Annotated in this window: 11 protein-coding genes and 4 pseudogenes; 6 read left to right on the top strand and 9 right to left on the bottom strand. The window is 60.6% G+C overall.

From position 1 onward, the window contains the following. Window positions 1–62 precede the first annotated feature (62 nt). Genes X750_RS149345 through X750_RS149355 form a run of 3 tightly spaced genes read right to left on the bottom strand, consistent with a single transcriptional unit; the run spans window position 63 to window position 3205 of the window. Window positions 63–1376 carry an aspartate aminotransferase family protein gene (locus X750_RS149345; protein WP_023747621.1) on the bottom strand — a complete coding sequence of 438 codons (1314 nt, stop codon included), beginning with the start codon at window positions 1374–1376 and terminating at the stop codon, window positions 63–65. Window positions 1377–1409: 33 nt separating this feature from the next. Beyond that, window positions 1410–2390 (bottom strand): transketolase C-terminal domain-containing protein, encoded by a 981-nt coding sequence (locus X750_RS149350; RefSeq protein WP_023747620.1) that lies wholly within the window; start codon window positions 2388–2390, stop codon window positions 1410–1412. Further along, window positions 2387–3205 (bottom strand): transketolase, encoded by an 819-nt coding sequence (locus tag X750_RS149355; RefSeq protein WP_245271849.1) that lies wholly within the window; start codon window positions 3203–3205, stop codon window positions 2387–2389. The genes X750_RS149350 and X750_RS149355 overlap by 4 nt, the downstream gene beginning before the upstream one ends. Before the next feature lie 62 nt (window positions 3206–3267). On the opposite strand from X750_RS149355, the gene X750_RS149360 reads away from it, so the two are divergent. Together X750_RS149360 and X750_RS149365 are read left to right on the top strand one after the other, a co-directional pair. Next, entirely contained in the window at window positions 3268–4746 is a 1479-nt protein-coding gene (locus X750_RS149360; protein ID WP_245271848.1) for an aminotransferase, read from the top strand. Between the two features lie 123 nt (window positions 4747–4869). Next, on the top strand, window positions 4870–6363 hold the full coding sequence (locus X750_RS149365) for an NAD-dependent succinate-semialdehyde dehydrogenase (protein ID WP_023747617.1): 1494 nt from the start codon (window positions 4870–4872) through the stop codon (window positions 6361–6363). Between the two features lie 77 nt (window positions 6364–6440). On the opposite strand, the gene X750_RS1000000166945 is transcribed toward X750_RS149365, so the two are convergent. Genes X750_RS1000000166945 through X750_RS1000000166935 form a run of 3 tightly spaced genes read right to left on the bottom strand, consistent with a single transcriptional unit; the run spans window position 6441 to window position 7581 of the window. After that, a complete protein-coding gene (locus tag X750_RS1000000166945; protein ID WP_023737287.1) occupies window positions 6441–6860 on the bottom strand; it encodes a hypothetical protein in 420 nt (139 codons plus the stop codon). A gap of 23 nt (window positions 6861–6883) precedes the next feature. Beyond that, on the bottom strand, window positions 6884–7336 hold the full coding sequence (locus X750_RS1000000166940) for a Fic family protein (RefSeq protein ID WP_245271847.1): 453 nt from the start codon (window positions 7334–7336) through the stop codon (window positions 6884–6886). Next, window positions 7276–7581 carry a hypothetical protein gene (locus tag X750_RS1000000166935; protein ID WP_245271846.1) on the bottom strand — a complete coding sequence of 102 codons (306 nt, stop codon included), beginning with the start codon at window positions 7579–7581 and terminating at the stop codon, window positions 7276–7278. The genes X750_RS1000000166940 and X750_RS1000000166935 overlap by 61 nt, the downstream gene beginning before the upstream one ends. Window positions 7582–8622: 1041 nt before the next feature. Between X750_RS1000000166935 and X750_RS01000000162975 the strand changes: the two are divergent. Further along, a pseudogene (locus X750_RS01000000162975) lies at window positions 8623–9445 on the top strand (hypothetical protein); the annotation flags it as partial. An 814-nt stretch (window positions 9446–10259) separates the two neighbouring features. Here X750_RS01000000162975 and X750_RS149370 read toward each other — a convergent pair. From X750_RS149370 to X750_RS1000000164530, 3 genes and pseudogenes are all read right to left on the bottom strand, one after another. Then, on the bottom strand, window positions 10260–12794 hold the full coding sequence (locus X750_RS149370; protein ID WP_031242918.1) for a two-component system VirA-like sensor kinase: 2535 nt from the start codon (window positions 12792–12794) through the stop codon (window positions 10260–10262). A 634-nt stretch (window positions 12795–13428) separates the two neighbouring features. Next, a pseudogene (locus X750_RS1000000164535) lies at window positions 13429–13876 on the bottom strand (type IV secretory system conjugative DNA transfer family protein); the annotation flags it as partial. A gap of 272 nt (window positions 13877–14148) precedes the next feature. After that, a pseudogene (locus X750_RS1000000164530) lies at window positions 14149–14537 on the bottom strand (DDE-type integrase/transposase/recombinase); the annotation flags it as partial. Between the two features lie 879 nt (window positions 14538–15416). On the opposite strand from X750_RS1000000164530, the gene X750_RS1000000166930 reads away from it, so the two are divergent. The 3 genes and pseudogenes from X750_RS1000000166930 to X750_RS01000000162970 all read left to right on the top strand — a co-directional run. Beyond that, complete coding sequence (locus tag X750_RS1000000166930) at window positions 15417–15551, top strand: aldehyde dehydrogenase family protein (protein WP_023671820.1); 135 nt, start codon at window positions 15417–15419, stop codon at window positions 15549–15551. Window positions 15552–17570: 2019 nt separating this feature from the next. Next, window positions 17571–19055 carry a Ulp1 family isopeptidase gene (locus tag X750_RS1000000167550; protein WP_348524471.1) on the top strand — a complete coding sequence of 495 codons (1485 nt, stop codon included), beginning with the start codon at window positions 17571–17573 and terminating at the stop codon, window positions 19053–19055. Window positions 19056–20341: 1286 nt separating this feature from the next. Next, window positions 20342–21113 (top strand): annotated as a pseudogene (locus X750_RS01000000162970) (hypothetical protein); the annotation flags it as partial.

Here is a 21113-nt window from a genome sequence, read left to right as displayed (position 1 = left end):
CCGAATCGACAACGGATAGTGCGAGACGCTCTTATATCCTATAAGTCCGTTGCGAAACATGGCTAGGAGCTGGCGGGTTTCCCAGCGGAGAGCTTGCGCAGGATTGTCTCGATGATATCCAGCGATTTCTCGACTGTCGCCCGGTCATGGCTCCCTGACAGGTAGAGACGCTTGAGCGGAAGCGGCTGGCCGATCAGCCGGTTCGCCACCATCTCTCTGCGGAATGCAAGATCGAAAACATCGTCGTTGCCCAGCAAGTCCCGGTAGTCGCGGTAAGGACCGCTGAGGAAATAGATCAGCCAGACCGAGCCAAACCCGGCGCTCTGCGCGGGCAGGCCGAGGCGATCGATAATGCCATCCAACTGCGTGCGCATGAAAGCGCCGAGGGCAAACAGGCGGTCGTAGAAGCCTGGTTTCGACAGCTCCTCGATCGTCGCCTGCATGGCGGCGAGCGTCGACGGCGTGCCGTTGAAAGTACCGCCCATGAACACGGATCCTTCCCCGGTCCGGCCGACGAGCGCCATGAGATCGCGACGACCGGCCACCACGCCAACGGGATAGCCTGAGGAGGCCGCCTTGCCGAAGGTCGCGAGATCAGGCGTGACGTCGGCGATCGACTGATAGCCGCCGAGCGCGTGGCGAAAGCCGGTGATGACCTCGTCGAAGATCAGCACGACACCATGATCGCTGGTCAGGCGACGCAGCTCGCGCAGGAAAACATCCGTCGCGATCACCGACCCCATATTGTGAGCGATTGGCTCGATGATGATCGCCGCGACATCGCCTGGATTGGCCTTGAGATAATCCTCGACGGCGCCGGCATCGTTGTAAGGCAGCACGATGGTGTGACGGGCGGCATCCTCGAGGATGCCAGCACTGATGGGATCGTACTTGCCGATCGCCTGCGCGTGCGACTGTACGTTCATGGCGACATAGTCGTGCCAGCCATGATAGCCGCCTTGGAACTTGATGATGCGCTTGCGACCGGTGGCGGCACGGGCAAGGCGCAGGGCGTGATAGGTCGCCTCCGATCCGGAATTGCAGAAGGCGACGAGATCCGCGCAAGGGATGCAGTCGACCAGCGCCTCCGCCACCTCGATCTCTAGCCGCATCGTTCCCGCGCCGACAAGATCGATGTCCTGGGAGACCGCAGCGATGCGTTCACGCACCGCCGGATGACAGTGGCCAAGCACATTGGCGCCGAAGCCGCAGTGGAAGTCGGTGTACTGGTGTCCATCGACGTCGTAGAGAAACGCACCCTGCGCCCGGGCAAATACATGCGGCGCGCCGAGCCTGCGGCTCGGGCTGAGCAATCCGCCCGGCATCACCGCACCGGCGCGCTCAATGAGTCGGGCGGTGTTATTCTGATCGGTCATCGCAATGTCCGTGCATGGCTATGGTCCGCCGGCTCAGCCGAGGGCTTCAAGAACGGTGGCCTCGATTCCCGCCGCGTCCAGCCGGTAGTGCTTGTAGAGATGCGTTGGCGGCGCAATCAGGCTGTATTCGTCGCGGATGCCATGGCGTATCAACCGTGCCGGGCTGCCCGCCTCCGCCAGGATTTCCGCCACGGCGCCGCCCAGACCGCCCAGGATATTGTGTTCCTCGATGGTTAGAATGAAGCGGGAGTGAGCCGCGGCCGAGAGCACTGCCTTCGTATCCATTGGCTTCACCGTATGCATGTCGATCAGTCCGACGGATTTGCCCGCCGCGCGCAGCGCGCGGTAAGCCTCCCTTGAGGGATGGACCATCGAGCCACAGGCGATGATGGTCAGGTCCGATCCTTCGCCGTGAACGATCGCCTTGCCGAACTGGAAGTCGACGCCGTCGTCTTCATAGACCAGCGGTTCCTGGCCGCGGCCAATGCGGAAGTAGATTGGCTGGGCATGATTGACAGACGCCTTGACGGCGGCCGCCAGTTGCGGGCCGTCAGCCGGCGCGACGACCGTGAGGTCGGCGATGCTTCGCATGATGGCAAGATCTTCCGTCGCATGGTGGGAGGTGCCGTAGAAGCCGAGTGAAATACCGGCATGATGACCGATCAGCCGCACCGGCAGCGCCGAATAGGCGACGTCGGTTCTGATCTGTTCGCAGCACAGCAGCGCCAGGAAAGAAGCGAATGTAGCGACGAACGGCATGGCGCCGGTGCTGGCCATGCCGGCAGCAGCCGAAACCATGTTCTGCTCGGAAATGCCAAATTGCGTGAAGCGTTCGGGAAAGCGTTGCGCGAACCGCACCAGCCCGTTGGAATATTGAAGGTCGGCCGTACCGGCCACGACCGGATAACCGTCTTCGACCAGATCAATGAGCGCGTTGGCCAGATAACTCAGGCCAGGCGCACGCGCGTTGATCTGGCGGTACTGCCAGGAGTTGGTATCGATCGGGCCGTTCATTGTGTTTTGCCTCCACGCTTGATCTCTTCGGCGGCCAAGGCCTCGTCCGATGGCGCGAGATAGCCCAGATGCCAGCCGGGTTCGGTTTCCATGTAACCAACGCCCTTGCCTTTGGAGGTCTTGGCAATGATGCAGACGGGCCGGGTGCGGTCTGCCTCGGCCTTCAACTGTCGCAGCAGCGTCGCGAGAGCGACGACGTCGTGCCCATCGACCTCGTGCACCTGCCAGCCGAACGCCGCCCATTTGTCGGCCAACGGTTCGATGCCGATGATGTCGTCGACCTGCCCGTCGAGCTGGTATCCGTTGCGGTCGACGATGGCGATCAGATTGCCGGCCTTATGGTGGGCGGCGGAGAGCGCCGCTTCCCAGACCTGGCCCTCCTGCATCTCGCCGTCACCGAGCAGGACATAGACATCGAAGCGCCGGTTGGCCGCACGGCCGCCAAGCACCATGCCGAGGCCGCCGGACAGGGCATGGCCGATCGAGCCGGAGCTGAAATCGACGCCGGGCACCTTGCGCATGTCGGGATGATCGCCAAGCGGATTGCCGAGCCGGGTATAGCCGTCGAGAACGCCCTTGGAGAAGAAGCCCCAGTCGACCAGCAGCGGGTAAAGGCCGACCGCGGCATGTCCCTTGCCCATCAGGAAGCGGTCGCGATCCGGCCATTGCGGCTCGCCGCGCCTCAGCCGCATCGCATCGTAGTAGAGCGTGGCGAATATTTCCGCGCAGGAGAACACCGACGAATAGTGGCCCACCTTGGCGATCTGGATAAGGCGCAGCGTCTCGAGCCGGACGAACTCTGCCCTGTCGCGCAACAGGGCGGTCCGCTCCGCGTCGGGGGGCAGGGCGTTGTTTGAAGGAGTGGGCGGGTTGGCCATTGGGCTTCACTCTCGGGATCATTTTTTCTCGACAACTTATAAGTTATAAGATATTCCTCGCCGAAGCAACCGCCTATCTGGTCGCAAGGAGAATTTTGATGAACAACGAATCGCGCGTGCTGGACATGGCCAGGCACTTTCATTCCCAAACCGATCCACGCCTGCATGAGGATCATGGTCCGTTGACGATCGTGGCCGGCGAAGGCGCGACCGTCACGGATGACGCGGGCAACCGCTATATCGAGGGCATGGGCGGACTCTGGTGTGCCTCGCTCGGCTTCAGCGACAGCCGGCTGGCCGCCGCGGCTGACCGCCAGATGCGCAAGCTCGCCGTCTATCACACCTTCAATCACCGCTCGAATGAGCCCACCGTCGAACTCGTCGAACAGCTTACCGCGTTGGCGCCGTTCGACCACGCGCGCGTTTTTCTGGTCGGCTCCGGTTCGGAAGCCAATGACACGATGGTCAAGCTCGCCTGGTATTACCAGGCCGCGCGGGGACGTCCGGAGAAACGCAAGATCATCAGCAGGTTTGGCGCCTTCCACGGCAGTACGATCATGGGCGCGGCGCTGAGTGGGCTGCCGCACATGCACAAGTCCTTCAACCTGCCGCCGCTTCCCGTCATATTCGCCGCGCGGCCGTTCCACTATCTCGACGGTCTGCCGGGCGAGGCGGAGCATGACTACGCCACGCGCCTGGCCCAGGAACTCGAGGCCCTGATCCTGGCGGAGGGGCCAGAGACGATTGCCGCGATGATCGCAGAGCCAGTCATGGGCGCCGGCGGCGTGCTGGTACCGCCGGAGAATTATTTTCCAAAGGTTCAGGCGGTGCTGCGCAAATACGACATCCTGATGCTGTCCGACGAGGTGGTCTGCGGTTTCGGACGCACCGGAAATTGGTTCGGCAGCCAGACTTTTGGCATGGAACCGGACATGCTGTCGGTCGCCAAGGGGCTTTCATCCGGTCATCTGCCCATTGGCGGCGTCATTATCTCCGACAAGGTCTACCAGTGCGTCGCCGACGAGGCCCACAAGGTCGGCGTGTTCGGCCACGGTTTCACCTATTCCGGCCATCCGGTGACAGCCGCCGTCGCCGCCGAGGCGATCAGGATCTACCGCGAGATCGATCTCGTGAGCCAGGCGCGCCGTCTCGGCGATTATCTGCATGCAGCGCTCGCGGACGCGCTCAACGACCATACACTGGTCGGCGAGGTCCGCGGCCGCGGTTTTATAGCGGGGATCCAGATCGTCGAGGATCGCGCCACCCGTCGCGCCTTTGCGCCGGAGCTGCGAATTGGCACCGATGTCGAGCGGCGGTGCCGCGAGCACGGAGTCATGATCCGCAACATGGGCGACGTGCTGGCAATCTGCCCGCCCTACGTCATCGCCCCTAAAGAGATCGATTACATGGTTGATGGCATTCGCGCGGCTCTTGATGAGACCGCGGCGGCCCATGCGCGGACTGACCAGTCGGCATGAACCCGCCCGGCGAGGCGGCGAGACGTCGCTGGAGGGGCCGGCCGCGCGAAAGGCGCTTGGGCAAGCGCGAGCCGCAGCCAGCATACAGGATCCTGATTGTCTTATCCGAACGGAGGCCAGACCATGCTTCAGAAAACCAGCCATTTCATGCGCCAGGCCAATCTCATCAACGGCGAGTGGGTGCAGGCCGACAGCGGACTGACGGTCGACGTCAACAATCCGGCCACCGGTCTCAAGATCGGCACCGTGCCGAAGTCGGGCAGGGCCGAGACCCGCCGCGCCATTGAAGCCGCCGCGGAAGCTTTCAAGACCTGGCGCAAGACGACCGCGCTCGAGCGCTCGAAGCTGCTGCGCAAGCTGCATGACGCGATGATGGACAATCAGGACGTGTTGGCCGAACTGCTGACCATCGAACAGGGCAAGTCGCTGTTCGAATCGAAGGGCGAGATTGGCTCTGCCGCGGCCTACATATTGTGGTTCGCCGAGGAAGGTCGCCGCACCTATGGCGATGTCGTGCCTTCGCCATGGGCGGACCGCCGCATCCTGGTGACCAAGGAGCCGGTCGGCGTCATCGCCGCCATCACGCCGTGGAATTTCCCGTCCTCGATGCTGGCCCGCAAGCTCGGCCCGGCGCTCGCCGCCGGCTGCACCGCAGTGGTCAAGCCGGCCTCGCAGACGCCATATTCGGGCCTCGCCTGGGGTGCGCTCGCAGAGGAGGTCGGCTTCCCCAAGGGCGTCGTCAACATCCTGACCGGTTCGGCAAGCGAGATCGGCGACGAGATCTGCGCCAATCCGCTGGTGTCGAAGATCACCTTCACCGGATCGACCGAAGTCGGCAAGCTTCTCATCCAGAAGTCGTCGGTCACCGTCAAGAAAGTGTCGATGGAGCTCGGTGGCAACGCGCCGTTTATTGTCTTCGATGACGCCGACCTCGAGCGTGCGGTCGCTGGTGCGATCACCGCCAAGTATCGCAATTCCGGCCAGACCTGCGTCTGCACCAACCGCTTCCTTGTCCAGGCTGGTGTCTATGACAAGTTCGTCGAGAAGCTCGCTGCCGCCAGCAATGGGCTGAAGGTCGGCTCCGGCCTCGAGGACGGCGTGCAGCAGGGGCCGCTGATCGACGAGAAGGCGGTCGAGAAGGTCGAAGAACTGATCGCCGACGCCACATCCAAGGGCGGCAAGATCGTTGCCGGCGGCAAGCGCCATGCGCTCGGCGGCTCGTTCTTCCAGCCGACGGTCATCGCCAATGCGACGCCCAAGATGCGCTTCATGAAGGAAGAGATCTTTGGCCCGGTCGCACCGGTGTTCAAGTTCGAGACCGAAGAGGAGGCGATAGCACTCGCCAACGACACCGAATTCGGCCTCGCCTGCTATTTCTACACCGGCGATCTCGGCCGCGCCTTCCGCGTCATGGAAGGGCTGAAATACGGCATGGTCGGCGTCAACGAAGGCCTCATCACCACGCCGGAGGCGCCGTTCGGCGGCGTCAAGGAATCCGGCCTCGGCAAGGAAGGCGGACATCAGGGCATCGAGGATTACCTCGACACCAAATATGTCTGCATCGGCGGCCTCGGCTCTAGTGCGCCGGCTTTTCCCGTGTCTCAGAACGCGGAATGACGAACCCGCGGGTGATCCGGTGAAAATCTTTCCGGTTCCGAGGAGAAGTGACCTAAGATCGTGAGCGCCCTATGCTCTTACGTTTCCGGAAAAAGCTTCGGAAACAGCGCGTCCAGAGCGTCCGCCGGAAAGCGTAGGGACACTGGGCCCTTTGGCGTTTCCGACGCCAATAGTCCGAGCGCGATTACGTCATTGAACACTCGACGCGCCGTACGTTCGGGTAGTCCGCTAATACGGGATGCCTCGCCGCGGTCAAACTCACCGCGCGTGAGCGCTTCCTCCACGAGGCGGCCGGCTTCGGGCTTCAGACCACTGCGCTCCACATGCCGATACAGCCGCTTGGCCAACGTGTCGAGATCGAACAGTCCGGTCATGAAGCTCACCTGATCGATACACGCCTGCAGGAACCATAAGGTAAAATCGCCGAGTGCGCGTTCGGAGAGGTTGCCACGTCCGTCGAGATCACCCTGGCGGGGCATATCGGCATGATCCATCATGCTCTTGTAATCCGTTCGGCTTTTCACGCCACGTGCCAAGCCTCGTGAGATCGACCACAGCCCGTGCGCGGCGACCCCGGCCTGAGGGCCATGGCGTGGCTCATCAATCGGCTGACGCGTCCGTTGCCGTCCGGAAACGGGTGAATGTAGTTGAAGCGGTGATGCGCGGCAGGAATGGTCAGGATGCGTCCGGCCTTGCCCAGCTTATCGAAGCGATAACGCATGGCAAAGTATTGCATGAAATCGTTGACGCGATCGCTCGAAGGCGGTTCATGCCGGCCGATGGCGACGTCATGCTCTGGCTTCGATCGCCACTCACCTGGCGCCATGACGAACTCACGGCCGGCACCCTTGATGGTCAGCATGGGCGCTTCGGCATCGGGATAGAATTCCGCGTGCAGCCATCGAAGAAAACCTACCGATGCCGGTTCCGGCAACTGCCCATCGGCAGCCAGGCGGTCGATCTCGGCTTGCACGCGAACGTGCGCGGCCGCCTCGAGCTGCAGATTGCGGCGGTTCTCGTCTCGATCGAAATTCCGACCAGCGCCCGTTCGATGTCGCGCGGGCGCGTATCGTGGCCTTCGATCAGGTTGCTGTAGTAGGTGTTCATGATGCGCACGAGATGGGCGAGGTTGGCTGCGGTACGCGAGTGCAGGCTTTTGCCCAAAACAGCCGACGTCGCCAGGCTTGGACACAAATCGATGCTGCCGATGATGATCATGGCCGATGTTCGGCAGGCCTATCGTACTGGCAACTATGCACAAACCGTAATTGGGGGAGCCATCTGGCCGATGCTTTGGCCGATCTATGATGATCGGCCGGACTCAGACAGGTTCGAGGTGGAAAACAGGCAGCTTTAAACATGGTTCTGCCTCGGCCAGCGCAAGATTCGCCTGGAGCTTCGCTTATGCTGTGTGAGCTTGTTCTCTCGCGCCCGAATTCCCCATGGATGGCCCAAAAGCAGGCGATCCATTTGTCATTTTTAAGTGCGTCGGACTGCCAGTTGATCGAGTTCTGACCCGACTGGGAGTTCAAGTTTGACCTGAAACTGACCGGGTGCTGGATGGCAGGCTTCATCCCCACCGGTCTGATATGAAACAACGTCCGGCCCCGAGGCTAGGCTGCAATCTCGTATGGCTTGTATGCGCCGTTTTCTTAGAGCGTGTTGCGGGCTTGGTCTGCTCAACCTCGGAGCTCTACGCTTCACGGCGTTAGGATGAGCGTTCGAGGCGCAGGATTACTGCCGACACTGCTCTTCTTGTTCGCATTGGGCAGTTCCCGTTGGAAGCTTCCATCTTGCCGACTGCTGAGTTTGGAGTCGCCGTAGCTGTGAAATCGAAAAGAAGCCCATAGGCAACGTTTGCCGCGACGCTACTGAGAGCTGGTCACCGGGAGAGCCGAAGGTAGAACGAAGTTGTCTCGTTGAGCTTGTATGTGGCGCCAACATAGAAGGCCCAGTTCCCACCCCAAGGCTTATACAAACCGCCACCGTTAGCGCCGATCGCGTTCATGGCCTCGTCCTTTTGGCAGAGATCACCACGGTCGCTAGCTGGCGAGCAAAGTCCGTCCCAGCGCTGCATTATCTCGTCGGATCCGGCAAGCTGGCAGAATTTCCCAGGCGGAGCTGACGGGGAGGGATGGTGGGAATAAAACGGTGCGCGTGAGGTCTCGGCGGGAACAGCCAAGACATCTAAGCGGAACGGACTGGCATAACGCAAAGACACAGGCGAGCTCAGCGGCAAGGTGGTTTGTTATCACCATGGGACGCCTGCCGCGTCAAACGGTGGAGTCGTGCGTCGAGACGGCGAGGGCAGCGGTCGCCATGCGCCCCGACCGGCTTGCCTTGTTCGGCTACTCGCACATCCCATCCCAAGTAAAGAATCAGCGCCTCATCGAGGCGGAATTTCTTCCCGACAGCGCTGCCCGCGCTGAACAGTATGCGGCTGTCGCCGTGACGCTGATTGCCGCCGGCTACCGACAGATCGGGCTCGACCATTTCGCCTTGCCGGACGACGAGCTCGCGCTGGCACAGGAAACAGGTCGCCTGCGACGTAACTCATTGGGCTACTCGGCCGATACCTGCAGAACCCTGATCGGTTTCGGCGCGTCGGCTATCGGCCGCATCGGCCAGGGATACGTTCAAAACGAAGTTACACGGGATTCCTACATCCAGCACATCGCAGCTGGCCGACTGGCGACATCGAAGGGCCATCGCCTCACAGACGACGACCGCGTGCGAGCCGCAATTATCGAGCGATTAATGTGCGATTTCGAGGCTGACGTGCCGGCAATCTGTGTCGCCCACGGATCTGATCCGATCCGTCTTCGCGGNATTAATGTGCGATTTCGAGGCTGACGTGCCGGCAATCTGTGTCGCCCACGGATCTGATCCGATCCGTCTTCGCGGTTCAGATGAGCGTTTGGCGATGCTGGCCAAGGACGGAATAGTGGACTTCGAAAACGGTTTTGTCCGCGTACGGCGGGAGCATCGCTTTGGGATTCGCGCTGTCGCTGCCGCATTCGATGCTTTTAGAGATGGCCTTACGTATCCCGCAGGTGAGGGCAAGCAGACACACGGAAGCTAACACAGGGGGTATCTTTTGCCGGAGAGAACGAGCTGCCATCGTGCGGTGCCCGGTTAGTAGTGAAGCGCCGTAAAATGTCGACATAGGCGTTGGTGAACTGGACCGAACGACGAGAACAGCCTATCCAGTGTGTTGTCGGCAGTTAGTTCGAAAGTCCTGCTACACCCGATCCGATGCCTCTCAACGCCGAGGCCGCACCTCCGTGCCGAAGCCGGCCTTCCCAATGGTGGGTCGAGCCGTCGCTTACCCCGTGCTTGCCTCACAGATCCGCGACCGAGAACCCAGCCTCATGCTCCCGCCCTGCCGGGGCCTAGGTCAATCTAGCATGAAAGGAACACGTCGGAACCTTGGATATCGCTTGCCCGGCCGGGCGGCGATAGCCTTGTCGGGGCAGCGAGGAGCCGTAGCCGATGATGAACGCACAGGAGAAGTCTGGCGTGAATGGGGCGATGATTGTCAAGCTTTGCTCTCGAGTCATTTCGTCAACCATCTTGCGTGACCGATTGGCGACCATCTCCTCGTCCCGACCTTATATTACCCGTTGCCTGTCGCCGCCAGCGCGCAGTGACTTGTCAAGGATGGAGGCCCGCAGACCCCATCGCGCGGCGACTTGTCCTTGACGGTCACGAGCACGGCGGCAGGTTTGCCGTGGTCGGGGAGCCCTTCCTTGGGCGGAGCCGACGACAGTGTTCGAGGGGAACTCGCCATGAGCCGGGTGCGCAGAGATCGTCCGACGCTCTTGTATTTGCTGGATCCCAGCCGGCTCCGCCTCCGACTGCCTCGGTAGCTCGGTATCCTGAGCGCGTCGGCGGCATCATGCCATTATCATCCTACGAATTGCATGCTCCATCGTCCTGGACGAGACCGGTTTGGCTAGCCAAAGGACGAAGGTCTGATTACCAGATGTGATCGGCATGGGGTCGCTTCCACCAACGACGATGATGGGCACCGTCATCAGGGTGGTACGTACGGCTTCGGGCTGTCCTGGCCCGAGGAAAGTCGCTTTATCGAAAATTAGGAGGTCGGCTGCCTTCCCGCTCTCGATCCAGTCGCAAAGACTCTCGAAGGTCGCGAAGCCGACCGGCTTATAACCCAGCGCGGCGATCTTATCCTTGTAGATCTCCAACGCTGCTGGATCGGCGTCAACGACTGCAATGATTTCTCCGTTGCCAAGTGATCCATCGCATGGGCCGAAAGCGCTATCAGCTCTGACCTGCTCCTCAGCGCAGGCCGGTAAGTAGAGATCGAAGCGTGTACCTCGGCCAACAGCCGAGGTGACGTCAAGGCATCCTGCGAGCGCGCTCACATGGCGGTCCACTGCAGCAAGACCCAGTCCGGTCCCGCCGACGCGAGAGCGCGTGGTAAAAAAGGGCTCAAAGATATGCGGAAGCACCGAACTTGCGATTCCTTGGCCATCGTCGCTGATGGAGAGGAGAACGTAATCTCCCGGTTTCAAGGTGCCCTTAGCCACGGGCTTCGTTTGACAGACGCGAGCGCGAGAAACGCTAATCTCGACACGGCCCTCATTCAAGAGAGCCTCCGACGCGTTCTTGCATAGATTCATAAGGATCTGCTGTATCTCGGTCGGGCTGCCCTCGATCACCGTTTGCGACTCGTTGATCTTGAAGTTCAACTGAACATCCGCACGAAGTGTAACCCGCAGCAATGGCGCGAGATCCATTACACTCTCCGAGACGTCGAAAGGCATCGTCACGCGCTTCCGATTTCGGCTTAGTGACAAAATTTGATCAATAATCAGTTTGGCTCGGTTGCTGGCCAAGATAATTTGGCCGATGTGGCCCCGAATTCTCGAGGGGCGACGCACAAGACCTTTAGCCATCTCTGCGTAGCCGACTATTGCTCCTAGAACATTATTGAATTCATGTGTAACGCCGCTTGCGATTGTGCCGACAGCCGTCAGCCTTTCCGCATGCTCCCATCGACTCTCAAAAAGGTTACGTTCCGTGTGTACACGTTGCATTTCAAGATGGTTGCCTAAACGCACAGTAGCGCTCGCCAGAACCAGGAGGTCGTCTGTGGAGGGTGGTGAGCGATCTCCTTCAAAAACAAGGATACAAACCGCAGCCTGCTGATCGGAGGCCCGGCAACCAACAATTTGACAAACACCGGTAGTGCCTACGGCAGTCCGAACCACTTCCGACGCCGGAACGACGCGAAACACTGGCTGTTCCGGGTGTACAAGTGAGACGACTTCATGGATTAGCGTGGCGTTCCAGACGCGCATGCGCTTGTTCGCGACAAAGTACTCGGTATTCCTGCTGATACTCGGATCCACCAGAGCAAGCGCGCATTGATCCGCATCGAAAACGCATTGAATGAGTCTAAGCGCCGCTTCGGTGGAGAAGCGCCGCGAAGCCTTCGTTGCTTGACTGTCGATGAAACAAGCTTCGATCTCACTCATCGCCGCTTCAAGCTCTAACCGCCTTTCCAACCGGTTCGTCCGCACATGCAGCGTGGAGGCTCGAATGGTCGCAAACAAGCAGAGGCATATGGACACCAAGCCAAAGAAAAGCCGTGTACGCTGCGCTTGCGCGCTGGCGAAGCTGTAGGCTTTCAGATGTTCTCGCTCCAATTCGGCAGCCTTGGCGAACGTGTCGAAGGATGGGATCCGATTGACAGCGCGGTCCAACCTCAACATTGAGGACAGGATAGCGCGGCCCTCGCGGGCAACATCCTCCGTGACTTGGTCCTGGCTAGGAGGAAGTCGGCGGAGAGACTGATCGATTTGTAATGCGAGGCTGAATCCCGGTCTGGCCGAAAATTGAAGGATCAGATTGGAAAATTCAGGCCTGTTCGACACTCCCCCCCAAAGGCGATTAGCCGAGCGAGCAAAGCGTACGAGAGAGCTTTGCAGAAGCTCATTTTGCGCGGCCGAGTTCGAGATGGCAGCTTCTGTGTTTTCGAGGGACTTTTTGAGCTGTGCAACCAACCTGGAGTGCACCCCGGAGCTCTCATTGGGCGAAATCTCAACAAGGCGTTGGTAGTTTTGAAGGTTCCTTTTTAATGCTTGCCCGGTAGAAGCAACGGAACGGAAGTCCAATACCATGTCGGCGCGGGCGACGTCTCGCTGGAGCAATGCGTAGTTGATCTGAATCGTCCGCAGTTCGCTTAGGACCGCCTCGTTGATCTGGGGGTCTTGCCACTGTATCGCGACCAAGAGCGCAACCGAGGCCACTAGGGCCATTACAGAAGCTTTGTCGGTACTGAGCCATTTTTCCCAAACGAACGGCGTTTGAGCCGCGGTGCGTGCCTTGCGAAGGTCCGAGTTGAATTCTAGCTCCCCATCGCGTCGGTGTGCGGCCGGATGCTGCTGGAACAGGAAAGCCAAGTGTACCTCTCCCCTCAAACAGGCGGTGTAGACACCGTTGCACTCTGCCCCCATGGCCCGCTGACCTTCCATTGATTCGCGGGCGTTTCGACCTCGACGGCGAGGCGGCAGCACAAGGCGGGCAACTGATCGCAGTTTTCGGAACTGGTCTTCCGAGAGATCATCGAAGGGGCATACAAGCGCACGCCTGCAGCAGCCGAGGATGATACCGGCCGGTCAAACGCAACTGGCGAGGGCCGGATCTGCTGTTGGCTGGCAGCTAACACTGGCGGGGCGGCGGCCTCAACTACGGCGTGCCTAGAGCCGGCTGCTGCGAAAGCGTCCGACACGCTTCCCTTGGGGTCATCCCGTCCAGCGGGCATTCTTGGATCGCTGAAAAAAGACGAGGCGGCTTGATGATCCTGCCCTCGCTGAAGCACCTCGCGAAACCCCTTTTCCAGTCGCAGAAGCTCCTCTGGACCGGTAGGCGGCTCGTCAGCTCGACCATCGAACAGCGGCCGGAGCGCCTCGGACACGTGCTGCTCAAAGCCCACTCGCCGGNCGCTTGCCCGTCTTCCAAGCCGGCGTCCTGCACCTGCGACAAAGCTGTTACACGGGATGGATTACTATTTCGCGGGTTCATACTAGCCTCACATCAAACTGTATCGTCAAAGTCCTGCGCCAATTCACACAGCGGGTCATCGAGTTGAGATTCTGCGGAGAGCGCCCCCTCTGCTCCCGTCAAGGGCGCCGGCTCCGGGAGGGCGCCTGTCTGGCTTTCAAAGATGCGTTTCAGAATGCGATCCGAGAAATAACGCACCTTCCTCAATTTTAATGGTGGCAGACCTTTGATNTTCAAAGATGCGTTTCAGAATGCGATCCGAGAAATAACGCACCTTCCTCAATTTTAATGGTGGCAGACCTTTGATGAGAACAATCTCGTAGTCGTCATCGAGCAGCCGCACCTGTTCGGGACGCAACAGCGGTGCACCTTGATGTGAATTCTGAACGTTCCAATCGAACGTTCGCGCCTGGCTGTAGGAAATCGATTGGGCTTGAAATGTGAATCCACCGATAGCTTTGGAAATGTAGTTCGGAGTCTGTCATCTACCTCGATGTTCCTAGAAGCGCGCCGGCAGCCCGGGCGGGGGGCTTGGGGTTAGACTGCCAGCGCACGCCACTCATAAAGAGCGGCCTCTTTTCGCGGTTCGGACACCCATAGTCAACCCGGCAACGTCTGGATGCCCGCTGTGCTTTTTGCAGAGCGGCGATGCCGGGCATATCGGCCGATCCTGTCTAGGATGGTGTGGCCACTCTCGTCGGCCGAGTTGATGCTCCAGCCAGTATCGCCTTGCCGACCAGCATGAGTTCGCCGTTAGCAATCCATCGTTGCGGGCGTTCCAGTCACGGCCTTCCATTCGGCGATGGCTTGCAAGCGATGAACATGTATGGCGAGAGCAGAACGTTTGGGGCGGGGGACGAAGAGGTTGCGGAGGGCTGACAAGGTCGAGACGAAGCGTTGCAGGCCTCCCGGCGATCGGACCCCTGCATCATCCGCTCCCGTTTTCGCGGCGGCACATGGGAATTCTCCGCTCTGTTGTTCAACCCCTTGTGCGACCGGTGCTCGACGTCCGGCATCATCTGTCGCTTTGCCGCTCCATACGAGCGAAGCTAGTCGGTGATCATGCGCTTCGGCGCGAGCCCCTGCTTCTTCCACAGCCGCGTCAGCAAGCGCAACCTCTCGCAGGGTGCGCTCTCAGAGTTCGTTCCTGCGCAGCGGCCTTGTTATCTCGATACTGGATAAGCGTCTACGAACCTACGCGCCGCATAACGAGCTTTGTTGCGCTGGTCGGTTGCGAAGGGTGGCTCTATGCATCGCAGTGGCGGACGCGAAATCCTCACCGTCCTTCTGCATCGCGCTATTTGGCTTGCCGAACACCCAATTTCGCCGGCACGCTGCCGCTGAATACGATGATCATCTCGCATTCTTGCTATGGAGACTGTCGTCCTTCCTGGGCACGCGGCTGACGGCGACGAAAGCGGGTTTATTCATGCAACACCCCTTTTTGGCAGGCAAGCTGGTGGACTTCGGGATGTCGGGGGCGAATATAGCGAAGACTCCCGCCGCTCGCTGATGCATTCTGGACGCAACCGCATCGAGCCGATGTGTTCGAGACGCTTCGCGGCTGCAGTCGCCGAACGATGGCGTGGTTATGCGACCTGTTCGGCATGGCTACCCCCGTCCAGTCAGGCGTTCACGAAGGTGTTTGTCGAGAGTTCGTGGAGAAAGTCCGCCACTTATCGTTGGCGAGGGCTTTGCTCCGGAGTGGCGATCGGTGCGCTGATCGACAGGCAGGCTCTGGCCAAAATCGAATCCCATGCCGTCGCAAAAGGCCGCAGAATTCGATGCGGGGGGCAAACGCATCGCGCGAATGGCACGTCGAACTATCGGTCCTGTCTCCAGCGAGATGACCATCGCGCAAGAAAGAGACATTCGGGCGGCTGGCGCCTGTGATTGCTTCGACGATGCGGATAAGTCGTGCATGAGGCCAACGACACGATCTACGGCCTTCCCCCACATTTGTGCCTCAAACGGAAGCGTGTTTGGCGTGTCGCCGAGGCCTTGGAATATGGCATAGTGGTATGAACACGGGACGCATGTCGTCGGAAGCCGCGCCTTTCGGCCGAGTGAAGCAGTCCGGCATCGGGCGGGAGGGTTCCCGCCATTGCCTCGAGGACTACCTCGAAATGAAATACCTCTGCACGGGCGGCATCTGAAGCATGGGCTTGCAGGGCTCGCAGACCGGTAAACCAGCGAGCCATCTCCAAATATGTGAATTGTGGATTGCTCCTCGACGGGAGCTGAGGGGCGGCTCCGCAAGCCTTACGACGCTCTTTGCGAGCCGTAGCTGCCGAGCTGGCAAAAGGCCGGGCTACGTCGCGCCAGCGCAATCGGCGCGCAGAAAATTAGGCCTACCCGCTCCGGGACCGCGGACCTCGTCAGCTTCTCGTAAGTATGCCCGAGTAGGTTGCTCAGCTGATCTGTGGACGTGAGGCTAACGTGAACCGGCACAAATTTGACCTATCCAATGTAACAGGTTGGCGGCAGGTGCAGCCCCCGGCATCTCAAGAGCAAGCGGCACAGGCCGGGCAAGAGGGCTTTGAGCAGCGCTCGGGCGAGGCGCGCCAAGCCGCTGCCCAAATTCCCGCCCCCGGCGTTCCGGCTCTGCCAGACCCGTTCCATCCTCATCCGTCTCACGGAGACCTGAGCCTCATCGAAGGCGCGGCCCCATGGGAAGCGCAGCCCATGATGCAAGGGAGCGGACAAGAACACGCCGCGGCGCCGTACGCCGGAGGCAGTGGGTCGATGCTAGGTGCCTCGGTGCTGCAGCCGGGTCACTCAACGGCGCGCCATCATCATGCGCCGGATTCGTCAGTGGGTGATCTGAATCCTTCCGCACCGTTCGAGTTGCGTGACCATGCTCGTTCCCCCGTGCCGGCGGCGGTGCAGCCAGATCCTCCAGTAGTGGTCTCCGACGGTCGCGGCTGCAAGCGTCCTCTTTATTCCAACGATGCGACCGTTGTCGAAGGGCTGAGGTCACTCTACGCGGGTAAGGCCAAGGAGGAAACGGTCAAGCGCCATGTAAATTCTCTTTACGGCTTTGGTCGTTGGCTCTTTAAAAATAACAAGCCGGGATTTGCTGCTCGGCTTCACGAGGAGTCGCTGGATGAAGATCTCAAGGAGTACGAGAGCAGTGGTGGCTCCTCGACTGTGGCTGTGGCACTGCGTCGTCTCAGAGAGTCGGCGGGCGGAGTGCCAATGGTGGGCCGCGCTGTCCTGAATCCCGACCCTGCCGACGCCGTGCTCATCAAAGAGTACAAAGCGGCTCTCATCAAAGAGTACAAGGGAGCGCCTGCGACCGGGCCGAATCGCCAAACCNCTCATCAAAGAGTACAAAGCGGCTCTCATCAAAGAGTACAAGGGAGCGCCTGCGACCGGGCCGAATCGCCAAACCATTCACGACTATGGAGCTACTCTTAGACGTTTCAGTGAATACCTGGTTGAAAACAACAAGCCGGGGATTGCGGCTCGGCTTCACGAGGAGTCGCTGGATGAAGATGCCAAGCGCTATAAGGCCTCCAGTGGTGACCGGAGGATCATTGCACTAGCTCAACTCCGGAAGTTCCTGCCGTCCGCCGCACTCGGGCGCGAAATTGCCCTTGCTGCTCGTCCGGAAGACGCACTCGGCATGGAGGCTCGTGCCATTGGGGACGCCGCTGCGCAGCACAGCGGGCCGCAGAAGGCATTGGGTCGGCCAGAGAAGCCCCCTGGGAAAGCTAAGCAGCTGAGCGAGATCGGCAATTCAGGCGCTCGCGTGCTGATGCAGGCCCCCACCCATCAAGTGGGTGCATTGNGAAATTGCCCTTGCTGCTCGTCCGGAAGACGCAGTCGGCATGGAGGCTCGTGCCATTGGGGACGCCGCTGCGCAGCACAGCGGGCCGCAGAAGGCATTGGGTCGGCCAGAGAAGCTCCCTGGGGAAGCTAATGAAGACGCCGCTGTTCTGCCATCGTCTTTCGTACCAACTGGGCACCATCACCAAGCCTCGGATCCCGCAGAGTCCTTTCGTCCCCTGATCTGGCGCGACGGCGACCAGCGCGCGCCGGACGAGCGGATCGCTGCACAGGACAGGAGCAACCTGCTACCAAGCGAGGAGGTGCCACTGAGGCCACCGGAATTCGCTCCTCCCAGCTTGCGGGCGGGGAATTCCGCCTCGCCAGAGCTCTTTCCTGAGGGGATGTCCCCCGCGGTCGAAGGGTTTTTTGGTGTTTTCGGCGACCCCAGCGGGCGGGTGCTCGGCGCATTGCAATTGCTAGGCGACGAACATATCCACAGGGATTACCAGCTCCTGGAGCAGGAGTTGCAGGGGAACAATCCAGAACTCGCCGCCCGGACGCGGTTCGTGGATCCCCTCGTAGCCAATTATCATCTGCGCTTGGGCTCCGAGAGCGACAAGCTAAGCGCATTCCAGCGCATCGTCCATAATCAGAACGGTAACGACACAGCCGACTTCCTGTTCGTGCCAGTGAGCGATGGCGGTAAGACTCTTGCGGAGCGCGGCAAACATTGGTCGCTGCTGTTCGTTGATCGCAGCGACCGGGAACGGCCGGTTGCCTATCATTATGACTCCGTCAGCGGATGGCATGACAAGCTTGCAAAACACCTCGCAGAAAGGCTGGGCGCCAGCCTGGAGACCCGCGTGGACTTACCCCGCATCGCCCAGCAGAGCAACGAGTGGGATTGCGGAGTCTACGTGGTGGACGGCACGCGGGCGCTGGTTGGGCGATTGCAAAGATGGCAGCCAGACCTGCCAGACCTGAACCTCAACAACCTCGTCGTCAATCGGCAGGCACTACAAACCCGACTCATGGGTGACGATACATCTGGAACGGCAAATTATCTCACGAACTTTGAACTCATGGACCGACAGGCGCGAGACGCGGTTAAGGAAAGCCCCGTTGGGACGTTTCACCAGCGGATCAAGCGGCTCGGCCAGTCAGCGCGAGCGTTGCACGACAGAGCCCTGGCTCCAGTCGCGCCGGACCAAGGCAACCCAGACTCGGTGTTCGTACGGGACGTTGTTCCCGGGGAAACACGCCATCATCATGCGCCGGATTCGTCAGTGGTTGATCTGAATCCCCCCGCACCGTTCGAGTTGCGTGACCATGCTCGTTCTATGCCGGCGGCGGTGCAGCCAGATCCTCCAGTAGTGGTCTCCGGTCGCGACAAGCGTCCTCTTTATTCCAACGATGCGACCGTTGTCGAAGGGCTGCGGTCAGCACTCTATGCCGGTAAGGTCGGGGAGCGCACGGTCACGGACCATGTAAATTCTCTTCTCGGCTTTGGTCGTTGGCTCTTTGATAATAACAAGCCGGGATTTGCTACTCGGCTTGACGATCCGTTGCTGGATCAGGATCTCAAGGAGTACCAGCGCGAGAGTGGCTCCTCGAACGTGGCTAGAGCACTGGGTCGTCTCAAAGAGTCGGCGGGCGGAGCGCCAATGGTGGGCCGCGCTGCCCTGAATCCCGACCCTGCCGACGCCGTGCTCATCAAAGAGTACAAAGCGGCTCTCATCAAAGAGTACAAGGGAGCNCCTGAATCCCGACCCTGCCGACGCCGTGCTCATCAAAGAGTACAAAGCGGCTCTCATCAAAGAGTACAAGGGAGCGCCTGCGACCGGGCCGAATCCCAAAACCACTCAGGACTATGCGGCTACTCTTAGACGTTTCAGTCAATACCTGCATGAAAACAACAGGCCGGGGATTGCGGCTCGGCTTTACGAGGGGTCGCTGGATGAAGATGCCAGGCGTTATTTGGACTCCAGTGGTAACCGGTGGATCAGTGCACTAGCTCATCTCCGGAAGTTCCCGCCGTACGCCGCACTCGGGCGCGAAATTGCCCTTGCTGCTCGTCCGGAAGACGCAGTCGGCATGGAGGCTCGTGCCATTGGGGACGCCGCTGCGCAGCGCAGCNCGCCATGGGAGGCGCAACTCATGGTGCAAGGGAGCGGACAAGAACACGCCGCGGCGCCCTACGCCGGAGGCAGTGGGTCGATGCTGGGGGCCTCGGTGCTGCAGCCGGATCACTCAACGGCGCGCCATCATCATGCGCCGGATTCGTCAGTGGTTGATCTGAATCCCCCCTCACCGTCCGAGTTGCGTGACCCTGCTCGTTCTGTGCCGCCGGCGCCTGCCGGGCCAGCGTTCGCCAGGGCTGAGGAGACGTCCTCCGCGGTTGGCGAGGCCGCGGTGGCCGAAAGGTGGGCTCGGTTGCAAAAGCAGAAGGTCGACGCTGATTTGTCGGGATATTTCGACTCGATTCCGCACGCGGACCTTCTACGATCGCCATGGGAGGCGCAACTCATGACGCAAGGGAGCGGACAAGAACACGCCGCGGCGCCCTACGCCGGAGGCAGTGGGTCGATGCTGGGTGCCTCGGTGCTGCAGCCGGGTCACTCAACGGCGCGCGATTCGTCAGTGGTTGATCTGAATCCCCCCGCACCGTTCGAGTTGCGTGACCATGCTCGTTCTGTGCCGGCGGCGCCTGCCGGGCCAGCGTTCGCCAGGGCTGAGGAGACGCCCTCCGCGGTTGGCGAGGCCGCGGNTTGCGTGACCATGCTCGTTCTGTGCCGGCGGCGCCTGCCGGGCCAGCGTTCGCCAGGGCTGAGGAGACGCCCTCCGCGGTTGGCGAGGCCGCGGTGGCCGAAAGGTGGGCTCGGTTGCAAAAGCAAATGGACGAACCAGTGCATGATCCCGGCCCTCAAGTGGATACATCGCCATGGGAGGCGCAACTCATGGTGCAAGGGAGCGGACAAGAACACGCCGCGGCGCCCTACGCCGGAGACAGTGGGTCGATGCTGGGTGCCTCGGTGCTGCAGCCGGGTCACTCAACGGCGCGCCATCATGATGCGCCGGATTCGTCAGTGGTTGATCTGAATCCCCCCGCACCGTCCGAGTTGCGTGACCATGCTCGTTCTGTGCCGGCGGCGGTNATGCGCCGGATTCGTCAGTGGTTGATCTGAATCCCCCCGCACCGTCCGAGTTGCGTGACCATGCTCGTTCTGTGCCGCCGGCGGTGCAGCCAGATCCTCCAATAGGGGTCTCCGGTCGCGACAAGGGTCCTCTCTATTCCAACGATGCGACCATTGTCGAAGGGCTGAGGTCAGCATTGGAGAGCACGGTCAAGCGCCATGTAAATTCTCTTCTCGGCTTTGGTCGTTGGCTCTTTGATAATAACAGGCCGGGATTTGCTGCTCGGCTTCACGAGGAGTCGCTGGATCCGGATCTCAAGGAGTACGAGAGCAAGAGTGGCTCCTCGGACGTGGCTAGAGCAGTGGGTCATCTCAAGACGTGGGCGGGCGGAGCGCCAGTGCTGGACCGCGCCGCTGTCCTGAATAATCCCGACCCTGCCGACGCCGCGCTCATCAGAGATTACACAGCGGCTCCCATCAAAGAGTACAAGGCAGCGCCGACCGGGCCGAATCCCGCTACCATTCAGACCTATGGATCTGCTCCTACACGTTTCAGTGAATACCTGGTTGAAAACAAAAAGCCGGGGATTGCGGCTCGGCTTCACGAGGAGTCGCTGGATGAAGATGCCAAGCGCTATAACAACTCCGGTGGGATCAGTGCACTAGCTCATCTCCGGAAGTCCGAACTCGGGCGCGAGCTCCCTGGGAAAGCTAATGAAGACGACGCTGTTCTGGCATCGTCTTTCGTGCCAACTGGGCCCCATCACCAAGCCTCGGATCCCGCAGAGTCCTTTCGTCCCCTGATCTGGC

This window comes from Mesorhizobium sp. LNJC391B00 (genome assembly GCF_000502535.1).
Taxonomy (GTDB): Bacteria; Pseudomonadota; Alphaproteobacteria; order Rhizobiales; family Rhizobiaceae; genus Mesorhizobium.
The sequence above is the reverse complement of the archived record's forward strand: the minus strand, read 5'-3'. Positions and strand labels throughout refer to the sequence as shown.

Excerpts from the sequence above, each read along its gene's own strand:
- X750_RS149345 (WP_023747621.1), bottom strand. The coding sequence starts at position 1,376 with ATGACCGATCAGAATAACACCGCCCGACTCATTGAGCGCGCCGGTGCG.
- X750_RS149350 (WP_023747620.1), bottom strand. The coding sequence starts at position 2,390 with ATGAACGGCCCGATCGATACCAACTCCTGGCAGTACCGCCAGATCAAC.
- X750_RS149365 (WP_023747617.1), top strand. The coding sequence starts at position 4,870 with ATGCTTCAGAAAACCAGCCATTTCATGCGCCAGGCCAATCTCATCAAC.
- X750_RS1000000166945 (WP_023737287.1), bottom strand. The coding sequence starts at position 6,860 with ATGATGGATCATGCCGATATGCCCCGCCAGGGTGATCTCGACGGACGT.
- X750_RS1000000166935 (WP_245271846.1), bottom strand. The coding sequence starts at position 7,581 with ATGATCATCATCGGCAGCATCGATTTGTGTCCAAGCCTGGCGACGTCG.
- X750_RS1000000166930 (WP_023671820.1), top strand. The coding sequence starts at position 15,417 with ATGAACACGGGACGCATGTCGTCGGAAGCCGCGCCTTTCGGCCGAGTG.